Source organism: Nonomuraea sp. NPDC049378, assembly GCF_055586745.1.
Map to the genome: position 1 here is coordinate 75,980 of NZ_JBVJHP010000004.1, position 23,739 is coordinate 99,718.

At 71.1% G+C, this 23,739-nt stretch carries 27 protein-coding genes and 1 riboswitch; of the genes, 14 read left to right on the top strand and 13 right to left on the bottom strand.

Translation table 11 applies throughout. The annotated features are described in order from the left end of the window. Window positions 1–13 precede the first annotated feature (13 nt). The 6 genes from ACZ6SA_RS10330 to ACZ6SA_RS10355 form a co-directional block, all read right to left on the bottom strand. Entirely contained in the window at window positions 14–805 is a 792-nt protein-coding gene (locus ACZ6SA_RS10330; RefSeq protein WP_347646741.1) for a sirohydrochlorin chelatase, read from the bottom strand. Beyond that, window positions 787–1,515, bottom strand: coding sequence for a phosphoadenylyl-sulfate reductase (locus tag ACZ6SA_RS10335; protein WP_347646740.1), 729 nt, complete (start codon window positions 1,513–1,515; stop codon window positions 787–789). The genes ACZ6SA_RS10330 and ACZ6SA_RS10335 overlap by 19 nt, the downstream gene beginning before the upstream one ends. Beyond that, window positions 1,512–1,682 (bottom strand): Insertion element protein, encoded by a 171-nt coding sequence (locus ACZ6SA_RS10340; RefSeq protein WP_132595212.1) that lies wholly within the window; start codon window positions 1,680–1,682, stop codon window positions 1,512–1,514. The genes ACZ6SA_RS10335 and ACZ6SA_RS10340 overlap by 4 nt, the downstream gene beginning before the upstream one ends. After that, window positions 1,679–3,367 carry a nitrite/sulfite reductase gene (locus ACZ6SA_RS10345; RefSeq protein ID WP_465827497.1) on the bottom strand — a complete coding sequence of 563 codons (1,689 nt, stop codon included), beginning with the start codon at window positions 3,365–3,367 and terminating at the stop codon, window positions 1,679–1,681. The genes ACZ6SA_RS10340 and ACZ6SA_RS10345 overlap by 4 nt, the downstream gene beginning before the upstream one ends. 109 nt (window positions 3,368–3,476) lie before the next feature. After that, window positions 3,477–3,560: a putative leader peptide gene (locus ACZ6SA_RS10350; protein ID WP_354532976.1), complete on the bottom strand. Its 84-nt coding sequence runs from the start codon at window positions 3,558–3,560 to the stop codon at window positions 3,477–3,479. A 60-nt stretch (window positions 3,561–3,620) separates the two neighbouring features. Beyond that, complete coding sequence (locus ACZ6SA_RS10355) at window positions 3,621–3,746, bottom strand: hypothetical protein (RefSeq protein WP_347646738.1); 126 nt, start codon at window positions 3,744–3,746, stop codon at window positions 3,621–3,623. A gap of 55 nt (window positions 3,747–3,801) precedes the next feature. On the opposite strand from ACZ6SA_RS10355, the gene ACZ6SA_RS10360 reads away from it, so the two are divergent. From ACZ6SA_RS10360 to glyA, 4 genes are all read left to right on the top strand, one after another. Next, the gene (locus ACZ6SA_RS10360; RefSeq protein ID WP_465827809.1) at window positions 3,802–4,578 is read left to right on the top strand and encodes a TIGR03084 family metal-binding protein; all 777 of its coding nucleotides are present in this window, start codon (window positions 3,802–3,804) and stop codon (window positions 4,576–4,578) included. Between the two features lie 54 nt (window positions 4,579–4,632). After that, a complete protein-coding gene (locus ACZ6SA_RS10365; protein ID WP_347646737.1) occupies window positions 4,633–5,007 on the top strand; it encodes a YccF domain-containing protein in 375 nt (124 codons plus the stop codon). Between the two features lie 141 nt (window positions 5,008–5,148). After that, on the top strand, window positions 5,149–6,087 hold the full coding sequence (locus ACZ6SA_RS10370; RefSeq protein WP_347646736.1) for a YihY/virulence factor BrkB family protein: 939 nt from the start codon (window positions 5,149–5,151) through the stop codon (window positions 6,085–6,087). A gap of 175 nt (window positions 6,088–6,262) precedes the next feature. After that, a riboswitch (ZMP/ZTP riboswitch) is annotated at window positions 6,263–6,345 on the top strand. A gap of 1 nt (window position 6,346) precedes the next feature. Next, the gene (glyA, locus tag ACZ6SA_RS10375; RefSeq protein ID WP_465827811.1) at window positions 6,347–7,621 is read left to right on the top strand and encodes a serine hydroxymethyltransferase; all 1,275 of its coding nucleotides are present in this window, start codon (window positions 6,347–6,349) and stop codon (window positions 7,619–7,621) included. A 222-nt stretch (window positions 7,622–7,843) separates the two neighbouring features. On the opposite strand, the gene ACZ6SA_RS10380 is transcribed toward glyA, so the two are convergent. The 4 genes from ACZ6SA_RS10380 to ACZ6SA_RS10395 form a co-directional block, all read right to left on the bottom strand. Further along, the gene (locus ACZ6SA_RS10380) at window positions 7,844–8,236 is read right to left on the bottom strand and encodes a hypothetical protein (RefSeq protein ID WP_347644344.1); all 393 of its coding nucleotides are present in this window, start codon (window positions 8,234–8,236) and stop codon (window positions 7,844–7,846) included. 97 nt (window positions 8,237–8,333) lie between these two features. Continuing rightward, window positions 8,334–9,533: a hypothetical protein gene (locus tag ACZ6SA_RS10385; protein ID WP_465827499.1), complete on the bottom strand. Its 1,200-nt coding sequence runs from the start codon at window positions 9,531–9,533 to the stop codon at window positions 8,334–8,336. Further along, window positions 9,530–10,543, bottom strand: a complete 1,014-nt coding sequence (locus tag ACZ6SA_RS10390) for a serine hydrolase domain-containing protein (protein WP_465827500.1) — start codon at window positions 10,541–10,543, stop codon at window positions 9,530–9,532. The genes ACZ6SA_RS10385 and ACZ6SA_RS10390 overlap by 4 nt, the downstream gene beginning before the upstream one ends. Beyond that, entirely contained in the window at window positions 10,540–11,280 is a 741-nt protein-coding gene (locus tag ACZ6SA_RS10395) for an IclR family transcriptional regulator (RefSeq protein WP_465827501.1), read from the bottom strand. Before ACZ6SA_RS10395 ends, ACZ6SA_RS10390 begins: the two co-directional genes overlap by 4 nt. A 115-nt stretch (window positions 11,281–11,395) precedes the next feature. Between ACZ6SA_RS10395 and ACZ6SA_RS10400 the strand changes: the two genes are divergently transcribed. Genes ACZ6SA_RS10400 through ACZ6SA_RS10425 form a run of 6 tightly spaced genes read left to right on the top strand, consistent with a single transcriptional unit; the run spans window position 11,396 to window position 17,904 of the window. Continuing rightward, complete coding sequence (locus tag ACZ6SA_RS10400; protein ID WP_465827502.1) at window positions 11,396–12,949, top strand: ABC transporter substrate-binding protein; 1,554 nt, start codon at window positions 11,396–11,398, stop codon at window positions 12,947–12,949. Further along, window positions 12,946–13,863, top strand: coding sequence for an ABC transporter permease (locus tag ACZ6SA_RS10405; protein ID WP_465827504.1), 918 nt, complete (start codon window positions 12,946–12,948; stop codon window positions 13,861–13,863). Before ACZ6SA_RS10400 ends, ACZ6SA_RS10405 begins: the two co-directional genes overlap by 4 nt. Further along, a complete protein-coding gene (locus tag ACZ6SA_RS10410) occupies window positions 13,863–14,717 on the top strand; it encodes an ABC transporter permease (RefSeq protein ID WP_347618152.1) in 855 nt (284 codons plus the stop codon). The genes ACZ6SA_RS10405 and ACZ6SA_RS10410 overlap by 1 nt, the downstream gene beginning before the upstream one ends. Further along, window positions 14,714–15,961, top strand: coding sequence for a threonine synthase (locus ACZ6SA_RS10415; RefSeq protein ID WP_347644338.1), 1,248 nt, complete (start codon window positions 14,714–14,716; stop codon window positions 15,959–15,961). The genes ACZ6SA_RS10410 and ACZ6SA_RS10415 overlap by 4 nt, the downstream gene beginning before the upstream one ends. Next, complete coding sequence (locus tag ACZ6SA_RS10420) at window positions 15,958–16,929, top strand: ABC transporter ATP-binding protein (RefSeq protein ID WP_347644337.1); 972 nt, start codon at window positions 15,958–15,960, stop codon at window positions 16,927–16,929. Before ACZ6SA_RS10415 ends, ACZ6SA_RS10420 begins: the two co-directional genes overlap by 4 nt. Beyond that, a complete protein-coding gene (locus ACZ6SA_RS10425) occupies window positions 16,930–17,904 on the top strand; it encodes an ABC transporter ATP-binding protein (RefSeq protein ID WP_347644336.1) in 975 nt (324 codons plus the stop codon). Window positions 17,905–17,991: 87 nt separating this feature from the next. Here ACZ6SA_RS10425 and ACZ6SA_RS10430 read toward each other — a convergent pair whose 3' ends face one another. Beyond that, window positions 17,992–18,720 carry an anti-sigma factor family protein gene (locus ACZ6SA_RS10430; RefSeq protein WP_347644335.1) on the bottom strand — a complete coding sequence of 243 codons (729 nt, stop codon included), beginning with the start codon at window positions 18,718–18,720 and terminating at the stop codon, window positions 17,992–17,994. Further along, entirely contained in the window at window positions 18,717–19,310 is a 594-nt protein-coding gene (locus ACZ6SA_RS10435) for a sigma-70 family RNA polymerase sigma factor (protein WP_443151224.1), read from the bottom strand. Before ACZ6SA_RS10435 ends, ACZ6SA_RS10430 begins: the two co-directional genes overlap by 4 nt. Window positions 19,311–19,593: 283 nt before the next feature. Between ACZ6SA_RS10435 and rsgA the strand changes: the two genes are divergently transcribed. Further along, window positions 19,594–20,691, top strand: a complete 1,098-nt coding sequence (rsgA, locus tag ACZ6SA_RS10440; protein ID WP_347644334.1) for a ribosome small subunit-dependent GTPase A — start codon at window positions 19,594–19,596, stop codon at window positions 20,689–20,691. A gap of 164 nt (window positions 20,692–20,855) precedes the next feature. Next, window positions 20,856–21,491, top strand: coding sequence for a phosphoribosyltransferase (locus ACZ6SA_RS10445; RefSeq protein WP_347644333.1), 636 nt, complete (start codon window positions 20,856–20,858; stop codon window positions 21,489–21,491). Window positions 21,492–21,554: 63 nt separating this feature from the next. Here ACZ6SA_RS10445 and ACZ6SA_RS10450 read toward each other — a convergent pair whose 3' ends face one another. Then, entirely contained in the window at window positions 21,555–21,884 is a 330-nt protein-coding gene (locus tag ACZ6SA_RS10450; protein ID WP_347644332.1) for an ATP-binding protein, read from the bottom strand. A gap of 266 nt (window positions 21,885–22,150) precedes the next feature. Between ACZ6SA_RS10450 and ACZ6SA_RS10455 the strand changes: the two genes are divergently transcribed. After that, window positions 22,151–23,032 (top strand): helix-turn-helix domain-containing protein, encoded by an 882-nt coding sequence (locus tag ACZ6SA_RS10455; protein WP_347644331.1) that lies wholly within the window; start codon window positions 22,151–22,153, stop codon window positions 23,030–23,032. Between the two features lie 135 nt (window positions 23,033–23,167). Further along, the gene (locus tag ACZ6SA_RS10460; RefSeq protein ID WP_347644330.1) at window positions 23,168–23,401 is read left to right on the top strand and encodes a DUF397 domain-containing protein; all 234 of its coding nucleotides are present in this window, start codon (window positions 23,168–23,170) and stop codon (window positions 23,399–23,401) included. The last annotated feature ends 338 nt before the right edge of the window (window positions 23,402–23,739 follow it).

Here is a 23,739-nt window from a genome sequence, read left to right on the forward strand (position 1 = left end):
TCAGCCGGGCTGCTCAGCCGGCGATGGGCACCGGACGCCGCTGGGCCGCTTCGTACCGTTCCAGCAGCACGCCGACCAGCTCGGGAGCGGGCCCGAGCACGTCGGCCACGACCTCGGCGCCGGCCTCCAGCGCGGCCTGCCGCACCTTGTCGGCGAAGTAGCCGGGAGCCAGCAGATAGGGGGCGACGGCGACCCGCGGCGCGCCGGAGCGCAGCAGCGCGGAGACCGCCTCGGCAGGCGACGGGTCGGCCGCGGAGGCGTAGGCGGCCGACACCGACCACCAGCCGGAGCGCCGCCACCGCCGGGCCATGCCCGAGACCACCGCGTTGGCCCTGGCGTCGCTCGAACCGGCCGACACCAGCACCACCGCCGTGTCCGGGTCGCCCGCGGGCACGCCCGCCCCGGCCAGCCGCCGCTCCAGCGCGGTCCGCAGCAGCGGGTGCGGACCGAGCGTGGTGCCGTAGTGCACGCGCAGGCGCGGATGGCGCGCCCTGACCTCGTTGAGCGCCGCGGGCAGATCGACCCGGCTGTGGTACGCCTCGGTGAGCAGCAGCGGCAGCACCACGGCCTCGTCGAGCCCGGCCAGCGCCTGCCCGAGCGCGGGAGCGCAGTGGTCGAGATAGGCCACGCGTACGGGCACGTCGGGGCGTTCCAGGCGCACCCTGTCGAGCAGCGCGGCCACGGTGGCGGCGGCGCGCGGGTCGCGTGACCCGTGCGCCACCGCCACCAGTGGCACGCGGCCGGGGGCCGTCCCGCCTGCCAACGGGACGGAGCCCCTGTCGGGGATCACAGGTGAATGCCGCATTCGACCTTCCCCAGGCCCGCCCAGCGACCGCTGCGCGGATCCTCACCATCCGCGACCTGCCGCGTGCAGGGCGCGCAGCCGATCGAGGGGTAGTTGTCGTAGTGCAACGGGTTGATCAGCACCCCGTTGTCGGCGATGTAGTTGTCGACGTCATCCTGCGTCCAGGCGGCGATCGGATTGACCTTGACCATCTGCCGCTTGGCGTCCCACTCGACGACCCTGGTGTTCGTCCGGCTCGGCGACTCGTCGCGGCGGATACCGGAGATCCACGCGAGGTACGGCTCCAGCGCCCGGTTGAGCGGCTCCACCTTGCGCAGGTAGCAGCAGAGGTCGGGGTTGCGGCCGAACAGGCGCGGGCCGAGGTCGCGATCCTGCTCATCGACCGTCCGCGACGGCTTGATGTCGATCACATTGACGTCATAGACCTGCCGCACGGCGTCCCGCGTGCCGATCGTCTCGGCGAAGTGGTAGCCGGTGTCGATGAACAACACGTCAACGCCGGGTTTGACCCGGCTCACCAGATCGATGAGCAGCGCGTCGCTCATGGAGGAGGTCAGGCACAAACGCTCGCCGAAGGTCGCCGCCGCCCAACGGATGATCTCGCGCGCGGGGGCGCCCTCCAGAGCGGTCGCGGCCGACTCGACGATGTCCGGCAGGTCGAGCGAGCCACGTTGATCTCTTAAGACGACCTCGAGGTCGACCAGCGTCATATCCTCACTCCGATCCCGAGAAACTTCAGCTTGAAAGCACGAGCGCAGGCGCGGCAGTACCAGCTGCCGCCCGTGCCGTGCCCGGCGTCGTCGAGCTCGCCCTCGTAGGGTTCGAGGTCCTCGTCGCCGCAGTACGGGCAGTGGAAGGGAACCGCTCGTGTGGTCATTTCAGGTCGGCCTCGTCCGCTCGCTGCACCCAGTCGGCGAACGACTCGCCTTCCTTCTTCTGGTCGTCGTAGTGGGACACGACCCGCGCGACGTAGTCGGGCAGCGCCTTGGCGGTGGTCTTCAGCCCTCTGACCTTGCGGCCGAAGCCGGAGTCGACGCCCAGCGAGCCGCCCAGGTGGATCTGGAAGCCCTCGACCTGCTCGCCGTTCTCGTCGACCACGAGCTGGCCCTTCAGGCCGATGTCGGCGGTCTGGGTGCGGGCGCACGCGTTGGGGCAGCCGTTGACGTTGATGGTCAGCGGCTCGTCGAACGACGGCAGCCGGCGCTCCAGCTCGTCGATCAGGCCGGCCGCCGCCGACTTGGTCTCGACGATGGCCAGCTTGCAGAACTCGATGCCGGTGCAGGCCATCGTCTGGCGGCGGAACGTGGACGGCCTGACCCGCAGGTCGGCGGCCTCCAGCTCGACCACGAGGGAGTCGACCTGGTCGGGTGCGACGTCGAGGACGACCATCTTCTGCTCGATCGTCGTGCGGACCCTGCCGGAGCCGTGCCGCTCGGCGATGTCGGCGATCTGATGGAGCTTGTCGCCGTCGACCCGGCCCACCTTGGGGGCGAAGCCGACGTAGAAGGCGCCGTCCTTCTGCGGGAAGACGCCGACGTGGTCGCGCCGGCTGCCGCGGGGCGGCTCGGGGGCGGGCCCGTCGGGCAGCGGCTCCTTGAGGTATTCCTGCTCGAGCACCTCACGGAACTTCTCCACGCCCCAGTCGTTGACCAGGAACTTGAGCCTCGCCCTGTGCCGCAGCCGCCGGTAGCCGTAGTCGCGGAAGATCCCGGTGACGCCCTCGTGCACGTCGCCCACCTGGTCGGGCCGGACGAACACGCCCAGCCGCTTGGCCAGCATCGGGTTGGTCGACAGGCCGCCGCCGACCCACAGGTCGTAGCCGGCCTCGCCGCGCTCGTTGACCACCCCGACGAACGCCACGTCGTTGATCTCGTGGACCGTGCAGTGGGCGGGGCAGCCGCTCAGCGCCGTCTTGAACTTGCGCGGCAGGTTGGAGTAGGCCGGGTTGCCGATGACCCGCTCCTTCAGCTCACGGATCTGCTCCGTGGCGTCCAGCACCTCGTCGGTGTCGATGCCGGCCAGCGGGCACCCGAGGATCACGCGCGGGGTGTCGCCGCAGGCCTCCGTGGTGGACAGGCCCACGGCCTCCAGGCGCTCCCAGATGTCCGGCACCGACTCGATCTCGATCCAGTGGAGCTGGATGTTCTGGCGGTCGGTCAGGTCGGCGGTGCCGCGGGCATATTCGTTGGCGATGTCGGCGATCGTGCGCAGCTGGGCCAGGTCGAGCTGCCCGCCGTCGATGCGCACGCGCATCATGAAGTAGCGGTCGTCGAGCTCCTCGGGCTCGAGGATCGCCGTCTTGCCGCCGTCGATGCCGGGCCTGCGCTGGGTGTAGAGGCCGTACCAGCGCATGCGTCCGCGCAGGTCGGCCGGGTCGATGGAGTCGAAGCCCCGCTTGGAGTAGATGTCGATGATGCGCTGGCGGACGTTGAGGCCGTCGTCGTTCTTCTTGTTCTCTTCGTTCTTGTTGAGCGGCTCGCGGTAACCGAGAGCCCACTGGCCTTCGCCGCGCGGGCGCCGGTGATGGCGGCTGGCGGGAGTGCGGCTGGCAGGAGTGCTCATTGCGCGTCCTTCGGATCATGGGCGCGCGCTATGGTCCTCCCGCCTCGTCATCGAGGGCAGGAATGCAGGAGGGAATGCGACGCGCTCAGCGGCAAAAGAAAGATGGCGGTTAGCGGGCGTCGCAACAGATGGCACTGCGGACACGCAGCAGGTCGACGTGGCGTCGACCGACGAGCATGGGGTCCGCTGGCATACAACGAAGATACCCCGGCCGTCCGGGATGTCCAAGAAGGGGTCCAGAGTGTGGGATCGTTCAGCCCTGGCGCGGCCAGTCCAGCTCCGACTCCCTGGCCTGCTCCGCGGTCTGGTGCTGGCAGTCGCACCACGAGCCGCCGCGGCAGTCGTCGTGGCGCTTGTCCTTGCAGCTCTCGCAGATCACACCTGCATTATTCTCCTAGAAGGTTGTTCCGGTTAGGCTGGCGCGCGTGAACCTCATGGCCGAGTTGCTCGACGACCTGCGTGCCGAGACCGCGTCCTTCGAGGCGCTGCTGCGGCCCCTGAGCGACGACGGCTGGGAACGCCCCACGCCCGCCGAGGGGTGGGCGATCCGCGACCAGGTGAGCCACCTGGCCTGGTTCGACGACGCGGCCGTCCGGGCGGTCACCGACCCCGACGGCCACCGCGCCTCCCTCGCGGGTCCCGGCCCGGTCGACGGATGGGTCGACGACCTGGTGCTGCGGGCGCGCGGGAGGACTCCCGCCGACCTGCTCGCCTGGTTCCGTACGGCGCGGGCCCGCAGCGTCGAGGTGTTCACCACGCTCGGCGCCCGCGACCGGGTGCCGTGGTACGGGCCCGACATGTCGGCGGCCTCGTTCGTCACCGCGCGGCTGATGGAGACGTGGGCCCACGGCCAGGACGTGGCCGACGCGCTCGGCGTCACCAGGCCGCCCACGGCCCGGCTCAGGCACGTGGCCTCGATCGGCTTCATGGCCAGGCCGTACAGCTTCGCCGTACGCGGCCTCCCCGTGCCCGCCGAGCCGGTGCGCGCGGAGCTCACCATGCCGGACGGCGCCACGTGGACGGCGGGCCCCGGCGACGCGGAGAGCGTCGTACGCGGGCCGGTGCTCGACTTCTGCCTGGCCGTCACCCAGCGCATCCACCTGTCGAACACCGCGCTGGAGATGGCGGGGAGCCCGGCGAGGGAGTGGATGGAGATCGCGCAGGCGTTCGCGGGGCCTCCAGGAAGGGGCCGCGCGCCCGTCTCGGGGTGATCTCAGGGTCGAACCGGATGACGCGAACGGCAGGACCAGTGACATGCTGTGAGTATGCGCACAATCTTGAACGTCATCTGGCTCGTGTTCGCCGGAATCTGGCTGGCCATGGGCTACGCACTGGCCGGGATCATCTGCTGCATCCTGATCATCACGATTCCGTTCGGCATCGCCTCGTTCAGGATCGCCGCGTACGCGCTGTGGCCGTTCGGCAGGACCGTCGTGCGCGACCCCGACGCGGGGGTGTTCTCGTTGCTCGGCAACATCATCTGGTGCGTCGTCGCGGGGATCTGGCTGGCCATCGGCCACGTCATCACCTCGATCCCGCTGTTCATCTCCATCATCGGCATTCCGATGGGCGTGGCGAACATCAAGATGATCCCCGTCTCCCTCCTCCCGCTGGGCGCGCGCATCGTCGACAACGACTAGCCACGGGCGGGGTGCGCGGCGTCTAATGGGGGCAACCGCCACCACGGTTTCGACCAGGCACTCTGGTAGGGCGGCGGGCCGATGGGCAGTGACCATTGGCTAGGCTGTGCCGAAGAGTAACTGCGAATACCGTTGGGTGCCATGACGTCCACCGAAGCGCCTTCCCGGCCGAAAAGGGGGCTCGCCTCCAACGCCCGGGCCAGGCTGAGCTGGGTGCTCGACACCAAGTCGTGGGCGATCGTCCGTGCGTCGACCAACGCCGGGGTCAACTACCGGGTGACCGGCCTCGCGGGTGAGGCGGCCTTCTTCGCGCTGCTGTCGCTGCCGCCTTTCGTGCTGGGCCTGATCGGCGTCATCGGCAAGCTCGGCACCTGGCTGGGGCCGGGAGTGGTCGGCCAGGTCAAGGCCTGGGTGATCGCCCAGGCCGGCCTGCTGTTCACCGACGACGCCGTCACCAAGGTCGTCAACCCGCTCATCACCGACGTGCTCAGCGACGACGCCGGCAAGGTGTCGATCATCTCGCTGGGTTTCCTGGTGTCCCTGTGGTCCGGCTCCAGGGCCCTCTACGTCTACGTCGACCTCATCTCCGTCGCCTACGGGCTGGGCGAGGAGCGCGGCATCATCCGCACCAGGCTGATGTCGTTCGGCCTCTACGTCATCGGCCTGGTCATCGGCATCATCGTCATGCCGATCCTGGTCGTCGGCCCGACCCTGCTCAGGGACACGCTGCCCGGCGAATACGGCATCCTCATCGACGTGCTCTACTGGCCGGTCGTGATCGTCGGCTCGGTGCTGTTCCTGACCGTGCTCTACCACGTGAGCGTCCCGGTGCGCACGAAGTGGTACCGCGAGCTGCCCGGCGCCATCCTGGCGTTGTTCCTGTGGATCGTCTGCGCGGCGGTGCTGAGGGCCGTGCTGGCCGCGTGGTTCTCGCCCGTCTCCGTCTACGGTTCCCTGGCCGCGCCCATCGCCCTGCTGCTGTGGTTGTACATCACCGCGCTGGCCGTGCTCATCGGAGCCATCCTGAACGCCGAGGTCGACCGGCTCTGGCCGGGCATGGGCCGGACGAACAACGCGTGATCCGACCTGGGGCGCGGGCGACCAGATCCGTGCCGGCGAGTCGAAACGGTTGTTCGCCGTCTTCCGCGGCGTCCGGAAGACGATCAAGGCCGTCGACCTGGACCTCCTGACGCTCGGCCTGTTCAGGAACGTGAAGATCACGCAGAAGTGAGAGCCCGCCGCATCCGCTATCGTCTAGACGAGACGCGACTGGCGCATTGGGTGGGAACGACCACCGGGGAGCGAAAGGAGCGGAGGCCGTGCGCCTGGGTCTTCGCAGATTGTCAACGATGACAGGAGAATCATGAGTTCTCTCTCTAGCGTCGACCCGCAGCTCGCCGAGCTCATCCAGGCGGAGGAGCGGCGGCAGGCCGACACCGTCAAGCTCATCGCGTCCGAAAACTACGTGTCCAAGGCCGTGCTCGAGGCCACCGGCACCGTCCTGACGAACAAGTACAGCGAAGGCTACGCGGGCAAGCGCTACTACGAGGGCCAGCAGGTCATCGACCAGATCGAGACCCTCGCCATCGAGCGCGCCAAGGCGGTCTTCGGCGTCGGCCACGCCAACGTCCAGCCCTACTCCGGCTCGCCCGCCAACCTCGCCGTCTACATGGCGTTCCTGCAGCCCGGCGACACCGTGATGGGCATGGGCCTGCCGTTCGGCGGCCACCTCACCCACGGCTGGTCCGTCTCGGCCACCGGCAAGTGGTTCAACCCGGTCCGCTACGGCGTGCGCAAGGACACCGGCCGCATCGACCTCGACGAGGTGCGCCAGCTCGCCCTGGAGCACCGTCCGAAGCTCATCTTCTGCGGCGGCACCGCGATCCCGCGCACGATCGACTTCGAGGGTTTCGCCTCGATCGCCCGTGAGGCCGGCGCCGTGCTGGCCGCCGACATCGCCCACATCGCGGGCCTGGTCGCGGGCGGCGCGCACCCGTCGCCGGCGGGCCACGCCGACGTGATCTCCACGACCACGCACAAGACGCTGCGCGGCCCGCGCGGCGCCATGCTCATGGCCGACTCGGAAGAGCACGCCAAGGCGCTCAACAAGGCCGTCTTCCCCGGCCTGCAGGGCGGCCCGCACAACCACACCACGGCCGCCATCGCCGTCGCGCTGCACGAGGCCGCCCAGCCGGCCTTCCGCGACTACGCCCACCAGGTCGTCGCCAACGCCAAGACCCTGGCCGACGAGCTCGCCTCGCGCGGGTTCGACCTCGTCTCCGGCGGCACCGACAACCACCTGATCCTGCTCGACCTCACGCCCAAGGGCATCGGCGGCAAGCCGGCCGCGCAGGCGCTCGACCGCGCGGGGCTGGAGACCAACTACAACACGGTGCCGTTCGACACGCGCAAGCCGTTCGACCCGTCGGGCATCCGCATCGGCACGCCGTCGGTCACCTCGCGCGGCATGGGTGAGGCGGAGATGCGCCAGATCGGCGCCTGGATGGACGAGGTCGTCACCGCCCTCGCCAAGGGCGACGCCGACGACGTCATCACGCGCGTCCACCACGAGGTGAGCGAGCTCACCGCACAGTTCCCCGCGCCCGGTCTCTAGAAGCGAGCTCCGCCCGACCGGCTCCTGGAGCCGCGGCGGAGCCAGGCGGGCGCGCCGCGCGCCCGCCTCCGGTTCGCGAAGATCCTTTCGTTACGGCGGTGCCGGCGGCACGCCTTCCGCCGCACCTCGCGAGGGCCTCCAGGGTGACGCCCGCTGACCCGCACGTGGCGGGCCGCCGCGACGGCGCTCTCCTGACCATGACCGTGGTCAGGGGGCGCCGGTTCACCGCACGAACCAGTCGAGCCCTTTGTCGGTCAGCAGCACCGCGCCGATCGTGAGGGCGAGCACGAGCTTGACGAGCATGAGCATCCCGCCTCCGCCGACCAGCCCGATCAGGGAGTCCAGCACGGCCACGGCCTCCGCGGCCAGGATGACGATGCGGGTCCAGCGAAACCGCTTGGGCGCGAGAACCCCCGCGACGGCGAGCACGGCCGTCACGACGAGGGAGAAGATGACGAGGCCGCGCACCAGGCCCGCGTTCCGCACGTCCTGGCCGTGGTCGAGCCGGTCGCCGAGCAGCGACAACGTCACGAAGGCGCCGAACACCCCGGCGACGACCTGAAACCAGACCCCCACGAGCGCGAGCACCACGCTCGTCGGCATGCGTTCCGACATCTGAGCATCCATCGAGCCCCTCCCCATGACGCTTCGGGAACGCGCTCACCGTCTCAGCTCCCCGCCGGGACCCGTCCCGGCGGGGACGCCGGTGTCGTCACAGCTCGGCCAGGACGCCCTCCCTGACGGTGGCGACCGGGATCACGTGGCGGTCGGGGCGCGCGGTGCCGCCGCGCGCGTCCACGTAGGCGCGGCCCGGGGGAGCGGCCGCGGCCAGGCGGAAGATCGTGGCGTGGCGGATCGTGCCGTCGTCGCCGAGCCAGGGCTGGTCCATGCGCAGGATCCGGCGTGGCGTGGCCGTGACCGCCTCGATCGCCGGCTCCAGCCCCATGCCGCAGTGCAGCAGCTTGGTGAGCGTGGTGGCCAGGTCGTGCACCGGGCCGGCGATGTTGCGTACGTGGAGGTCGGTGCTGATCGTGTGCGGCGGGAAGCCGGCCGCCAGCGCGTGGGTGGCCACGTCGAAGCTGAAGCTGGCCGCGCCGTGCCCCACGTCCAGCAGCACGCCGCGATCGAGGGCGCGGTCCAGGGCCGGGGCCGGGGCGCCGCCGGGGAGCCACGGGGCGCCGGTCTTGCCGTGGTAGCAGTGGGTGACGACGTCTCCGGCGTCCAGGAGGTCGAGCACGTCGCCGATCAGCGGCGGGGCCTCGCCCACGTGCACCAGCAGCGGCAGGCCCGCCTCCCTGGCCACCAGGCGGCCGAGCTGGAGCGGCTGCAGGCCCATCGCGCCGACGATCGCGCCGCTGGAGCGCACCTTCACCCCGCACACGACGTCGCGGTGCCGGTCGATGGCGGCGAGCGTGGCGTCCACGTCGATGAACGCCGGGTCGGCGGTCTCGCGCAGGTGGACCAGGCCGTGGGAGCCGATGTTGAGCCAGGCGCGCACCTGCGTCCTGGCGGCCGGGATGACGTAGCGGACGAGACCGTCGATGGTGGCCTGTCCCGCGCTGCCCGCGTCGGCGAGCACGTGCACGCCCGCGTCCAGGCCGGCCCGGTCGGGCGGCACGCTGATCTGCGTCATCGCGTCGTAGACGTGGGCGTGCAGGTCCACCCAGCCGGGGCCGATGCAGAGTTCGCCCTCGAGCTCGGGGACCGCAGCGGTTGCCGTCCCGCCGCCCGGGGGCGCGGCCGCCCCCTCCTCGTGCTCCGGCCGGGTCAGGCGGGCCCGCCCGTCCGCGAGCGTCAGGCGGGCGCGGCCGTCCACCGAAGGCAGGCGGCCGGTCCCGCCGGCGGAGCGCGGCGGCCCGAGCACGCGCAGCGGCGTGTCGAGGGCGGCGGGAAGGCGTACGTCGCCGCTCATGGCAGCGCCCTCGTGACGGCGGCGTTGTGGAACGTGCGGCGGATGCGGGCGATCCCGCCCGACGCCCGGCTCGGGTGCACGCGGTTGGTCAGCAGCACGGCGTAGAAGTCCAGCTCGGGATCCACCCACAGGCTCGTCCCCGTGAACCCGTCGTGCCCGTACGCCGACGCGGTGAGCAGGTCGCCGCCGCTGCCCAGACGGGGTTCGTGGCCCTGCCAGGCCAGCGCCCGGCCGCCGGTCCTGGTGCCGGTCATGACGGCCAGCGTGCGCGGCGCGATGACGCCGGCGCCGCCCCCGCACAGCGCCTGGCCCAGCCTGGCCAGGTCGTCCAGGGTGCCGAACATGCCCGCGTGGCCGGCGACGCCTCCGAGCACCTCGGCGTTCTCGTCGTGCACGGTGCCCTGCACGACGCGGCCCCGCCACGGGCAGTCCTCGGTGGCCGCCGCCCGGGCCCGGTCGTGCTCGGGAAGCAGGAAGCGGGTGTCGTCCATGCTCAGGGGCGCGGTGACGCGTTCGCGTACGAGCTGGTCGAGCGGGACCCCGGCGGCGCTCTCCGCGACCAGTGCGAGGATCATGAAGCCCTGGGAGCTGTACTCGACGCCCTGCCGCTCGCGCAGCGGCAGGCCGGCGAGCGCGTCGAGCAGGTCCTCCCGGGTGGGGCAGCGGCGGTAGAGCGGCTGCTGGCCGGGGATGCGCGAGGTGTGGGTGAGCAGCTCGAACACGGTGATGCCGGCCTTGTCGGTGCCGGCGTAACGGGGCAGGTGGGACTCGACGGTGTCGTCCAGGGTGAGCTCGCCCGACTCCACCAGGGCCATCACCGCGAGCCCGACGATCGGCTTGGTGAGCGAGGCGAGGTCCCACAGCGTGTCGTCGCCCACCGGGACGCCGTCCCAGCGCAGCGTGCCGAGCGTGTCTCGCCCGACCGGCCCGGCGGACGTGCCGTAGGCCCAGGCCGCGCCCGAGAACTCTCCCTTGTCGCGGGCCCTGGCCAGAATGCGGCCGGCTGTCATACGTTCCTCCCCAGCGCCGCGGAGACCCGGGCGGCGGCGGCCACCACCAGCGGGCCGAGCAGCGGCACGTCGTCCTCGTCCAGATTGAGCGTCAGCCCCGCCACGCTGACCGCGCCCACCGCCGTCCCCGCCGCGTCGTGCACCACCGCTCCGACGCATCGCACGTTCGGCTCGTTCTCCTCGTCGTCGACCGCGTACCCGCGCTGCCGCACCGCCTCCAGCTCGGCCACGAGCAGGTCGGGGTCCGTGATGGTGGCGGGCGTGTTGCTGATCAGCGGCGCGGTCGCCGCCAGCACCGCGCGCACCTCCTCCTCCGGCAGGTGGGCGAGGATCGCCTTGCCGATCGCGGTGCAGTGCAGCGGGATCTGCGTCCCGACCCGCGAGGCCATCCGGTACGGCTGCTGCGACTCGACCTTGGCGAGGTAGACGGCCGACGAGCCGCTGCGGATCGCGAAGTGCACGGTGTGCGAGGTGTTGCGCTGCAGGTTCTCCAGGATCGGCCGGACGAGGGTCGTCATGTCCCTGTCGGTGAGCGCCGCCCCGGCCAGCGCGAGGATGGCGGGCCCCGACGCGTACGTGCCGTCGCCGTGCGAGACGGCGTACCCCTGGGCGATGAAGATCTGCAGGATCCGGTGCACGGTCGTCTTGTTGATGCCGGTCCGCTGGGCGATGTCCGCCAGGCGGCGGGGTTGATCGTGGCCGGCCAGGGCTCCTAAGACGACGAGCGTCTTCTCCACCGAGTTCATGGTGACTGTCCCAAAAGGGTTGACGGACATAACCGAAACGGGTCATATTCAACCACGTGATACGCCATTTCACCATGTGAAACGCAAGAAAGGGAGGCGGGGGCTTATGTTCGACCGTGCGTTGCTGGCCCGCCGGGACCTGTTCAAGATCGGCGGCCTGGCCGCGGCGACGGTTTCCTTCGGGGCCTGCGCCAGCACGAAGCCCTCCGGCGGCGGACAGGGAAGCGCCGGGACCGCCCTGCGGGTCTCGCTCGCCTCCGACGCCACCACCCTCGACCCGCAGAAGCAGGGCGACCTGCCCTCCATGAACGTGCTGATCAACGTCTTCGACACGCTCACCGTCCGGGACACCGACGACAAGCTCGTCGGCGGCCTGGCCGAACGCTGGGAGTCCAAGGACGACAAGACCTGGCGCTTCCACCTGCGCAAGAACGTCACCTTTCACAACGGCGAGCCCTGCGACGCCGCCGCCGTCGCGTACAGCATCGAACGCCTCATCAACCCGGACACCCAGTCGCCCATCGTCGAGCTGCGCCTGGTCACCGGCGCGAAGGTGATCGACCCGCACACGGTCGACCTGGTCACCAAGGAGCCGGACCCGATCCTGCCGGCCAAGCTGTCGTTGTTCGGCGGCGTGATCGTGCCGCCGAAGCACATCAAGGAGAAGGGGGAGAAGGCCTTCGCCGAGCACCCGATCGGCACCGGCCCGTTCACGTTCGAGCGGTGGCAGCGCGACAGCCAGATCACGCTCAAGGCCAACCCGGACCACTGGAACGGCAAGCCCGCCGTCGAGCAGCTCGTCTTCAAGATCATGCCGGACCCGTCGTCGTCGCTGGCCGCGCTCCAGTCGGGCGAGGTGGACATCGTGACCGGCCTGACCCCCGACGCCGCGCAGCAGCTCGGCGACGCCCCCGGCTTCAAGGTCGTCACCAGGCCGGGCGTGCGCACGTTCTTCGTCTCGCTCGACACCGAAGAGGGCCCGCTGAAGGACAAGCGGGTGCGCCAGGCGCTCAACCACGCGCTCGACGTGGACACCCTCATCACGTCGGTGCTCAACGGCGCAGCGGAACGCACCCCGACGTTCATCCCCAAACAGGCGTTCGGCTTCGACCCCGCGATCCAGCCGTACCAGCACGACGTGGCCAAGGCCAAGAGCCTGCTCGCCGCGGCCGGGCACCCGGACGGGTTCGCGCTCAAGCTCTCGTCCTCCACGGCCGACAAGGACATCGCCCAGGCCATCTCGGGGCAGCTGGCCGAGGTCGGCGTCAAGGCCGAGGTGTCGCTGCTCGACCCGGCCACGTTCAAGGGCCGCCTGGTGTCGGACAATCGCAAGGCGCTCGGCGAGATGTACTTCGTCGGCAACTCCGGCTGGACCATGGACGCCTCCAGCAATCTGCAGTCGTTCGTCCGGCACGACCGGCGCCAGAGCCGCTGGAACAACCCGAAGGCCGACGCGCTCGTCGACAAGGAAGAGCAGTCGGTCGACCCGGAGGTGCGCCAGGAGGCCTTCACCGCGCTGCAGAAGATGCTGATCGAGGAGTCGCCGTTCCTCTACCTCTACCAGGCGAGCATCCTGTACGCGGTCAGCGACAAGGTGCAGTGGGAGAGCAACGCCAACGGCACCCTCGCGATGGCGAACGCCAAGCTCGCGACCTCATGACCGGATTCGTCCTGCGGCGGATCGGCCACACCCTGCTCGTGCTGTTCTGCGTGGCCACCGTCTCGTTCTTCATCGTCCGGCTGGCCGGCGACCCCGTGCAGCAGATGTTGCCCCCGGAGGCCACCGCCGAGCAGGAGGCCACGCTGCGGGCGAGCCTCGGCCTCGACCGGCCGCTGCCCGAGCAGTACGCCTCCTACATGACGGGCCTGCTCAGCCTCGACTTCGGCCAGTCGGTGTTCTTCCACCGCCCCGCGTTCGAGGTCATCATGGAACGGCTGCCGCTCACGGTCGACCTGGCCCTGGCCGCCCTGGCGTTCACCCTGGTCGTGTCGATCCCGGCCGGGATCGTCGCGGCCGTCAGGCGGGGCAGCGCGACCGACACCTCCGTCATGGCCTCGGTGCTGGTCGGCCAGTCCACTCCCGCGTTCTGGGTGGGCATCCTGCTCATCCTCATCTTCGCGGTCAACCTCCAGTGGCTGCCCGCCTCGGGCACCGGCTCGCCCGCCCACCTGGTGCTGCCCGCGATCACCCTCGGCCTCTACTCCGCCGCCATGATCGCCAGGCTGCTGCGTTCCTCGCTGATCGACGTGCTCGGCGAGGACTACATCCGCACCGCCAGGGCCAAGGGCCTGTCCGGGTTCATGACCGTCACCTCGCACGGCCTGCGCAACGCGTCGCTGCCGGTCGTCACCGTCGTCGGCCTGGAGGTCGGCAGCCTGCTCGGCGGCGCGATCCTCACCGAGCAGGTGTTCTCCTGGCCGGGGATCGGGCGGCTGACCGTGGAGGCGATCACGTACCGCGACTATCCGCTGATGCAGGCCACGGTGCTGTTCCTGGCGGCCGTGTTCGTCGTCGTGAACCTGATCGTGGACCTGTCGTACGCCGTGCTGGATCCCCGGGTGAGGTTGAGCTGATGCCGACCGCAGTCCTGCGCGCGCTGCGCCGCAACCACGCCGCCAAGGTCGCCGTGGGCGTCATCGTCCTCGTCGTGTTCGTCGGCCTGTTCGCGCCGCTGATCTCCCCGCACGACCCGAACCTGCAGAACCTCGAGCTGAAGCTGCGCCCGCCGTTCTGGATGAGCGGCAGCGAGCCCGGCTATCTGCTGGGCACCGACAAGCTGGGCCGCGACGTGCTCAGCCGCATCATGTACGGCACCCGCGTCTCGCTCCTCGTCGGCCTGGCGGCCACCGTGCTGTCCGGCCTGGTCGGCGCCGTGATCGGGGTGATCAGCGGCTACTACAGGGGCTGGCGCGAGCAGGTGTTCATGCGCCTGGCCGACGTGCAGCTCGCGTTCCCGTCGATCCTCCTGGCGCTGGCCATCATCGCGGTGCTCGGCCCGAGCCTGTTCTTCATGATCCTCGTGCTCGGCCTGACCGGCTGGGTGTCGTACGCCCGCGTGGTCCGCGCCGAAGTGCTCTCCCTGCGCGAACGCGAGTTCGTCACCGCCGCCAGGGCCATCGGCGACACCGGGCCGCAGATCATGGTCCGCCACCTCGTCCCCAACATCGTCGCCCCGCTGGCCACCATCGGCACCCTTCAGGTGGCGGCGATGATCGTCGCGGAGGCGTCGCTCAGCTATCTGGGGCTCGGCGTGCCACCCAGCGTGCCCACGTGGGGCAGCCTGCTCGCCGACGGCCAGCTCTATCTGCGCAGCGCCTGGTGGATCGCGGTCTTCAGCGGCGCTGCCATCATGATGACAACACTCGCGATCAACGTCACCGGCGACCTCCTCCGCGACGTCGCCGACCCGAAGGCCTACACCCGATGAACCTCGCCACGCACTACAGGTGCGACGACTGCCACGCCACCTTCCCGCTGAAGACCCCCGCCCTGCTCTGCGAGGCGTGCGGCGGCCTGCTCGAGATCGAGTACGACCTCGGCCCCGCCGAGCCGCAGGACATCCTGGACAGCGCGGCGAGCCGCCGCCACCTGGGGTTGTGGCGCTGGTCGGATCTGCTCCCGCTGCCCGAGCACGCCGAACCCCTCCACCTCGGCGAGGGCGACACCCCGCTGATGCGCACCAGGAGGCTGGGCCGCCACATCGGCCTGCCCGGCCTGCTGGTCAAGAACGACACGCTCATGCCCACCGGCAGCTTCAAGGACCGCGGGTTCTCCGTCGCCACCGGCTTCGCCAGGGCGCTGGGCGTGACGCAGGCGTTCACCTACAGCTCGGGCAACGCCGGCGCCTCGTTCGCCGCCTACGCGGCCAGGGCCGGCATCGAGGCCACGGTCCTGGTCGAGGACGTCGCCAACGAATCCAAGATCGCGGCCATCAGCCTCAGCGGGGCCCGCGTGCTGCGCCTGCGCTACCGCTCCAGCCTGGAGATCTTCGCCGGGGTGAGCGCCCTGTCGGAGGCCGGGTTCTACTGCTTCGTCAACTTCATCAACCCCGTGCGGCACGAGGGCATGAAGACGTACGCGTACGAGATCTGCGAGGCGCTCGGCTGGCGCGCGCCCGACGTCATGGTGCACCCGGTCGGCACCGGCGGCGGGCTCTACGGCGCCTGGAAGGGCTTCCGGGAGCTGAAGCGGCTCGGGCTCATCGACCGGCTGCCGAAGATGGTGGGCGTGCAGCCGGCCGCCTCCGCGCCGCTCGTCCGCGCCTTCGCCGAGGGCAGGACGGTGGCGGGCCGCCACGGCGACGCGAACAAGACCGTCGCCCAGAGCATCGCCGGCGACGCCCCCATCCAGGGCGGCTCGCGGGTGCTGCGCGCCGTCTACGACTCCGGCGGCCGGGTCGTCGCCGTCGACGACAACGACCTGTTCGAGGCGATGCGGCTGCTCGGCGAGGAGGGCATCTCGGCCGAGCCGTCCGCGGCGGCCTCCACCGCCGCGCTGCTGCGTGCCCGCGCCCAGGGCTGGGTGTCCGAGAGCGACACCGTGGTCAGCGTCGTCACCGGGGGCGCGCTCAAGCAGCCCAGCGCTCTGGCCCAGGCCGCGCGCCCGCCTCAGGGGACGGTGCAGGCCGACCCCGCAGAGCTGCTGCGGATCTTCCGGGGAGGCGTCGAGTGAGCCTGCTGGAGATCAACGACCTGCACGTCGAGTTCCGCCTGGACGCGGGCACGGTCAAACCGGTCAACGGGGTGTCGTTGTCGGTCGAGGCCGGGCAGACGCTGGCCGTGGTCGGCGAGTCGGGCAGCGGCAAGACCGCGACCGCCCTGTCGATCCTGCGCCTGCACCCCACGCCTCCCTGCCACTACACCGGCGGCGAGATCCTCGCGGGCGGCCGTGACCTGCTCAAGCTGCCCGAGCGGGAGATGCGCAGGATCCGCGGCAACGAGATCGCCATGGTGTTCCAGGACCCCATGACCAGTCTCAACCCGCTCAAGACCGTGGGCGCGCAGATCGCCGAGTCGCTCCGCCTGCACCAGGGCCTGTCCCGGTCCGAGGCCCGGGCCCAGGCCGTGGCGGCGCTGCGCGAGGTCGGCATCCCCCACCCCGAGCAGCGGGCCGGGGAATATCCGCACCAGTTCTCCGGCGGCATGCGCCAGCGCGTCATGATCGCGATCGCGCTCGCCTGCCGTCCCAGGATCCTCATCGCCGACGAGCCGACGACCGCGCTCGACGTGACCGTCCAGGCCCAGATCATGGAGCTGCTCGCGGCGCTGCAGGAACGGTTCGGCATGGCCATCGTGCTCATCACGCACGACCTCGGCGTGGTGGCCCGCTCCGCGGACCAGGTCCTGGTCATGTACGGCGGCCGCCCGGTCGAGCTGGCCGCCGTGGACGACGTCTTCGACACGCCGCGCATGCCGTACACGAAGGCGTTGTTGCGCTCCATGCCCCGCTCGGACGTGCCGGGCGGCGCGGCGCTCGACCCGATCCCGGGCAGCCCGCCCAACCTGTTCGCGCCGCCCGGGGGATGCGCCTTCCACCCCCGCTGCGCGCTGGCCGTGCCCGAGTGCGCCACCCAGGTGCCGCCGCTGCTGGAGCGCGCGCCGGGGCACAGCGCCGCCTGCCTGCTCGAAGGGAGCCCGTAGATGGCCGATCCGCTGTTGTCGCTGCGCGGCGTGCGCAAGGAGTTCAGCTCGAAGGTGGTCGCCGTGGACGACGTGTCCTTCGACGTGCACCCGGGCGAGACACTTGGCCTGGTGGGCGAGTCCGGCTGCGGCAAGACCACGCTGACCCGGCTCATCCTGCGGCTGGTCGAGGCCAGCGGCGGCGAGATCTGGTTCGACGGCAGGGAACTCCTCGGCCTGCGCCAGAAGGAGCTGCTGGCGGTGCGCGAGGACATGCAGGTCGTGCTGCAGGACCCGTACGCCAGCCTCAACCCCCGCATGCGCGTCGGCGAGATCGTCGCCGAGCCGCTGGTCACCCACGGCCGGGTGCGCCGCCGCTCGGCCGCCGCCCGGCAGCGCGTCGCCGAGTTGCTCGACGCCGTCGGGCTGGAGGCGGGCAGCCAGGACCGTTTCCCGCACGAGTTCTCCGGCGGCCAGCGGCAGCGGATCGGCATCGCCCGAGCCCTGGCGCTGGAGCCGAAGCTGGTCATCTGCGACGAGCCGGTCAGCGCGCTCGACGTCTCCATCCAGGCCCAGATCGTCAACCTGATGAAGCGGCTGCAGGCCGAGCGCGGTTTGACGTACCTGTTCGTCTCCCACGACCTGTCGATCATGCGGCAGATCGCCACCCGCGTCGCCGTCATGAACCTCGGCAGGATCGTCGAGCTGGCCGGCACGGAGACGCTGTTCACGGCGCCGCGCCACCCGTACACGCACAGCCTGCTGTCGGCCGCGCCCGTGGCCGACCCGAAGGTGGAGCGGACGCGGCGGCGCATCGTGCTCAAGGGCGACCCGCCGTCGCCCGCCGATCCGCCGTCCGGCTGCAGCTTCCACACCCGCTGCCCGGCCGCCCGCGCGGAATGCTCGGCCACCCGCCCGCCGCTGGCGCCCCAGGAGAGCCCCGGTCACACCGCGGCCTGCCTGTTCCCGGTGTCGGATGTGGCCGCCCTGACGTGACGCGGCGCCCCGCCGCACGGGCTCGGGGTGCGGCGGGGCGCCGGGCGGGCGGGGCGGGCCGGAGTGCCCCGCCCGCTACGGCGGCGGTCAGGCCTCGATGGTGAGCAGTTTCCTGCCGGTCGAGGTGACCACCTCGAAGCGGTCGACGTCCTTCAGCGGCGTGGCACTGCCGCCGTGCATGTAGAGGGGGTCGGGCGAGCCCGGAACTCCGTACCCGGCTGGAGGTACGGACCATCCGGTCATCACCCGCCGCTCTCCCTTCTTGCCGACCGAGACCAGCTCGCATTCCAGCGGTCCTCTGACCCCGGCCAGCTTGAGCGCGGCGTGGGTGCCCCAGGCCTTGGACTCCACGACCAGCCCGCCGGTCACCCCGTCGACGCCTTCGCCCTCGATGGGGGTGCCGCCGGCGAAGAACTGCTCGGCCGGGCCCATGCTCTCCGCCTCACCCTGCGCGACCGGTGGCTCGCCCGCGCTGAGCTGCGTGCCGATGGTCAGCCCGCCGGCGACCAGCGTGACGGCCGCCGCCATCCCGACCGCGAACGTCCCCCTGCGCTGCCGCCGGTGAGCCGCCTTCCTGCGCCGGAGGCGGCCGACCACGTCGCCCTGCCCGGTGAGGTCGCCGGTGGACGGCGGGCGGGGGTCCTCGGGAAGAGGGCCGATGCCGTGCAGCACGCTCGCCACGCCGGCCAGGTCGGCCAGCTCGGACCGGCAGGCGGGGCAGCCGAGCAGGTGGGCCTCGAAGGCGAAGCGGTCGTCCTCCTCCAGGAGGCCGAGGGCGTAGGCGCCGACGTCGGTGTGCTCGACGCGGGAGGTCATGCCGTCACCCCCCGCTCCTCCAGCGCGATCCGCAGCGCGCGGACGGCGTAGTAGACGCGGGACTTCACGGTGCCCACGGGGATGCCGAGCGACCGCGCGGCGTCGTTGACCGAGCGATCCCGCAGGATCGTCTCGTTGAGGATCTCGCGATGTGCCGGCGACAGCGCCTTCAGCGCCTCTGTCACGACCACCTGGTGCAGCAGTCCCTCCATCCCGTCGGGCACGGACATGCTCTCCAGCTGACCGTCGCCCGACTCCTGCGGGCGGGCGTCCCTGCGCCGCCGGTCGTCGATCACGATACGTCTGGCGACCGTGGCCAGCCAGGGCATGAGCGAGACCGCGTCAGGGTCGAGCCGCTCCGCACTGCGCCAGGCACGGATCATGGTCTCCTGCACCACGTCTTCCGCCCACTGCCGATCGCCGGCCGTGAGCCTGATCACGAAGGCCAGCAGCGGCCGGTGATACTCCCGGTAGAGCGCGGACACGACCACCTCGTCGTCCGGCACCTCGTCGTCCGGCACCGCGCCGTCGCGCACCGCGTCATCCGGTCGTACCCGCCGGAGCCAGTGTCGTAAGCGCGGCCTGCCCATCGGGAGGGCTCCCTCGGCCGAGGGCGGGGGATACGTGCTGATCCGCATCATTCCCCTTTCACGCGTCCGTCGGCAGGTGGTACGGCCGGTCGCCCAGGCACGGTTCAACAGATCGCGATACTTAATGTGATTGCGCACGTCGGTGCTGTGTGCGTAAAGTCGCACAGGCAACCGATCGGGGAGGTGAGGACTATGCGGGTCGTTCTGGTCGACATGCCGTCCGTCCACCTCCGGGCCCTCGTCTGAGCTGCCCGGCTCCTTCTCGCATCAAAGGTTCACTGCGTTGTCATACGATCTTTCCCTGCTCGGCTGGAGCGATCAGCGCGCCGCCGAGCTGCCCGCCGGCACCGTTCCCGCCCGCGTCGCCCGCGTCGATCGCGGCGCCGCCGAGGTGATCGCGGCCGACGGCCAGCATCACGCCAGATACGCCGCTCACGTGCGCAGGGCGGCCGCCGCCGACCCGGTGGCGCTGCCGTGCGTCGGCGACTGGGTCGCGCTGTCCTGGCTCGACGAGGGCCGCTACGAGCTCGACGAGGTCCTGCCGAGGACGACCGCGTTCATCCGGGGAGGCGTCAGCCGCACCTCGGTCGGCGGCCTGTCAGGCGACGGCCAGGGCCAGGTGCTCGCGGCCAACGTCGACGTCGTCTTCGTCGCCGAGCCGTCCATGCACTCCACCGACTTCGCCGATCTGGGCCGCATCGAGCGGCTCGCCGCCCTGGCCTGGGAGTCAGGAGGCACGCCGGTGGTGCTCATCACCAAGTCCGACCTGTTCGAGCACGGTCTCGACCAGTTGCTCGCCGACGTGCGGGTGGCCGCGCCCGGCGTCGACGTGCACGCCGTCTCCTCGTTGAGCGGCGACGGGGTGCGGCTGGCCGGTGACTACCTCGAGGGCTCCCGTACGGCCGTCATCCTCGGCCCGTCGGGCGCCGGCAAGTCCACCCTGGTCAACGCCCTGGCGGGGGAGCCCGTCATGGAGACCCAGCAGGTGCGCGCCGCCGACGGGCGCGGCCGGCACACCACGGTGCACAGAGAGCTGATCCCGCTGCCCGGCGGCGGGCTGATCATCGACACGCCGGGCATCCGCAGGATCGGCCTCTACGACATCGGCGAGGGCGTCGACCTCGTCTTCGCCGACATCGAGGCGCTCGCGGAGCGGTGCAGGTTCAGCGACTGCGGCCATGCCGGAGAGCCCGGGTGCGCGGTGCTGGCCGCCCTGGACAGCGGAGAGCTGCCGGAGCGGCGCCTGGAGAGCTGGCGCAAGCTGCAGCGGGAGGCGGCGTGGATGGCGGCCAGGACCGACGCGCGGCTCCGTAAGGAGCAGCAGAACAAGTGGAAGGTCATCACGAAGGAGATGCGCCGCTCGGGGCGCAACCGTCCCTGACCCTCCGCCGGCGCCGCCACCCGGCCGGCCTCGCGGGGCCCGTGCGGCCTCGCCAGGCCGGCTCGCGCGCCCTCGTGCCGCCGGTCCCTGCCGGGGCGGCCGTTCGTCGCTCCGGGGCGGGCGTGCGGAGGCGAGGAGACGGCGTCGGCGGGTAGGCAGAAGTCATGATGCTTTTCGCAGACCGGGCAGAGGCCGGTGCGCTGCTCGCCGAAGGGCTGCGGGACGCCCACGACCCCGTGGTGCTCGCGCTGCCGCGCGGCGGGGTGGCGGTGGCCGAGCCCATCGCACGCCGGCTCGGCGCCAGGCTCGACGTGCTCGTGACCAGGAAGATCGGCTATCCGGGGCAGCCCGAGCTGGGCGTCGGCGCGGTGGCCGAGGGTGGCGAGCCGGTGTTCGACCTGGCGCTGCTGCACCGGCTCGGCCTGACCCCCGAGTCCGTCGCGGACGTGGTCGAGCAGGAGCGGCGCGAGCTGGCCCGCCGGGTGAGCGTCTACCGGGGTGACCGCCCGCTGCCCTCGCTGGAGGGACGCGAGGTGATCGTGGTGGACGACGGCCTGGCGACCGGCGGCACCGCGCGGGCCGCGCTCAGGGCGGTCAGCACGGCCAAGCCCGACAAGGTGACGCTGGCCGTGCCGGTCGGGGCGCGCGACACCGTCACGTCCCTGCGGGAGGAGGCCGACGAGGTGGTCGTGCTGCTGACGCCGGTCGACTTCAGGGCGGTCGGCCAGTGGTACGAGCGCTTCGACCAGCTCAGTGACGACGACGTGCTCGAGCTGCTCCGGGAGGCGGGATCGCGGTGAATGACGTACGGCGATGAGCGGCGCGGCCGGTCGGCGAGGACATCGAGCCCGCACGCGGCCGGGTCAGCCGGCGAGGACGGCCCAGACGAGCTTGCGCGAGCCACTGGGGGAGAGCCAGCCCCAGGTGGAGCAGAGGGCGTCCACCAGCCGCAGCCCTCGCCCGAACTCCGAGAACACGTCGGGCGCGGCGGCCACCGGCACGGTGTGGCTGTGGTCGGCCACCACGCAGGCGAGCTCCGCGCCGTGAGACAGCAGGCGCAGCTGGGCCACCCCGCCGCCGTGCCGCATGGCGTTGGTCACCAGCTCCGAGACCACGAGCTGCGCGTCGAAGGCCACCTCCGTCACGTCCCACGCGGTGAGCGTCTGGTCGACGAACCGCCGGGCGGTCGCCACGCACGAAGGCTCGAGGCGCTGGTGGAAGGGGAAGACGGCGTCGCACTCACCGGCATGACCGTCAACGAGGACGGACGAAAGCCATCCGGGAGGCCGGGAACCGATGGCGGCTTGCGGCCGAGCGTCGAAAGTCGTCATTCAGGCCCCCGAAGCGCGGTCTGGTGATCCAATGCCCATCTTTACGGGGAGTGCTTACCGATGCAAGACTTTTCGTAGTTTACAGATGCGAATCGCATCTGCACGTGCAGATGATCTAGGAGCGGTGCGTGAGCGCACAGAGCGCGGAGGGAAGGCTGCTCAGCCATGCCCCCGGAAGCCCGACGGTGCTGCGAATCCTGCTCGGCACCCAACTCCGCAGGCTCCGCACGGAGAAGGGTATCTCGCGCGAGGACGCGGGGTACTCGATTCGCGCATCTCACGCCAAGATCAGCCGGCTGGAGCTCGGCCAGGTCAGCTTCAAGCAGCGCGACGTGGCCGATCTGCTCACCCTCTACGGCGTCACCGACCCCTCCGAGCGCGAGCCGCTGCTCGCCCTGGCCAAGCAGGCCAACGCCCCCGGCTGGTGGCACAAGTACGGCGACCTGCTGCCGTCGTGGTTCGAGGTCTACATCGGCCTGGAGGGCGCCGCCTCCAGCATCCGTACTTACGAGAACCAGTTCGTCCCCGGGCTGCTCCAGACCTCCGCCTACGCCAGAGCGGTCATCGAACTGGCCCACGAGAAGGCCGCGCGGTCGGAGCTCGACCGCCGGGTGGCGCTGCGCATGGCCAGGCAGAGGCGGCTGGACAGCGGCCTGACGCTCTGGGCGGTGATCGACGAGGCCGTCGTGCGGCGCACGCTGGGCGGGCCCGAGACGATGCGGGAGCAGATCGCCTTCCTCCTCGACATCACGGCTGAACGCAACGTCACCGTGCAGATCATGCCGTTCGACCGCGGCGGGCACGCGGCGGCCGGCGGTCCCTTCAGCATCCTGCGCTTCCCCGAGCGCGAGTTGCCCGACGTGGTGTACATGGAGCAGCTCACCAGCGCCCTCTACCTGGACAAGCCCGCTGATTCCGACCACTACATGGAGGTCATGGATCGGCTCAGCATCCAGGCCGAGGAGCCCAAGGCGACCCGGCGCTTCCTGGAGCGGCTTATTTCCAGCTGAGCTGCTGATATCCCTGTGATCCACGGCATACCAGGATTTTTGGTCGTCCGGTATATGGGCCGCGGCGTGCTGTCGTATTGTCAACTCGCAAGCGCGGATGCACGTGCATCCGTAAGATCGCGAGGAGCCGCCTCCATGCACGAGTTCCGCAACGGAACGCCCGCCGGCCGCCTTCCCGTCGCCTGGCGCAAGAGCAAGCAGAGCAACCCCAACGGCAACTGCGTCGAGGTCGCCGGCCTGCCCACGGGGGAGATAGCGATGCGCAACTCACGTTTTCCCGACGGCCCCGCGCTCGTCTACACGCAGGCTGAGATCACCGCGTTCGTGCTCGGAGCGAAGGACGGGGAATTCGACGACCTGATCGTCTGAGGCGGGTGTTCGTCGCCGGGCAGGCCGGGTTACGGTCTGCCCGGCGATGCATTTCGGTCACTCGACCGTGGGCGCGCCAGAGGCGCCCCTTCGAGAGGGCCGCGCAAGCGGGCCGGTCCCGATCGCCGGCTGGGAGAGGCCGTGGGCCGGGGGGCCGGGGGAGGCGGGTGCGGGACCGCCGGATCGCCGTGCGGACCGGCGCGGGCGTGTGCAGCCGCGCGGGTGGAACGTCGCCGGCGTGTGAGACCGGCGGGAAAACATCGCCGGTGCGGAGAAGTGGACCGCCCTGGGGCCCGGCGAAGCCGCCGGTGCGGGCGTGATCGCCGCGGGTCCCTGCC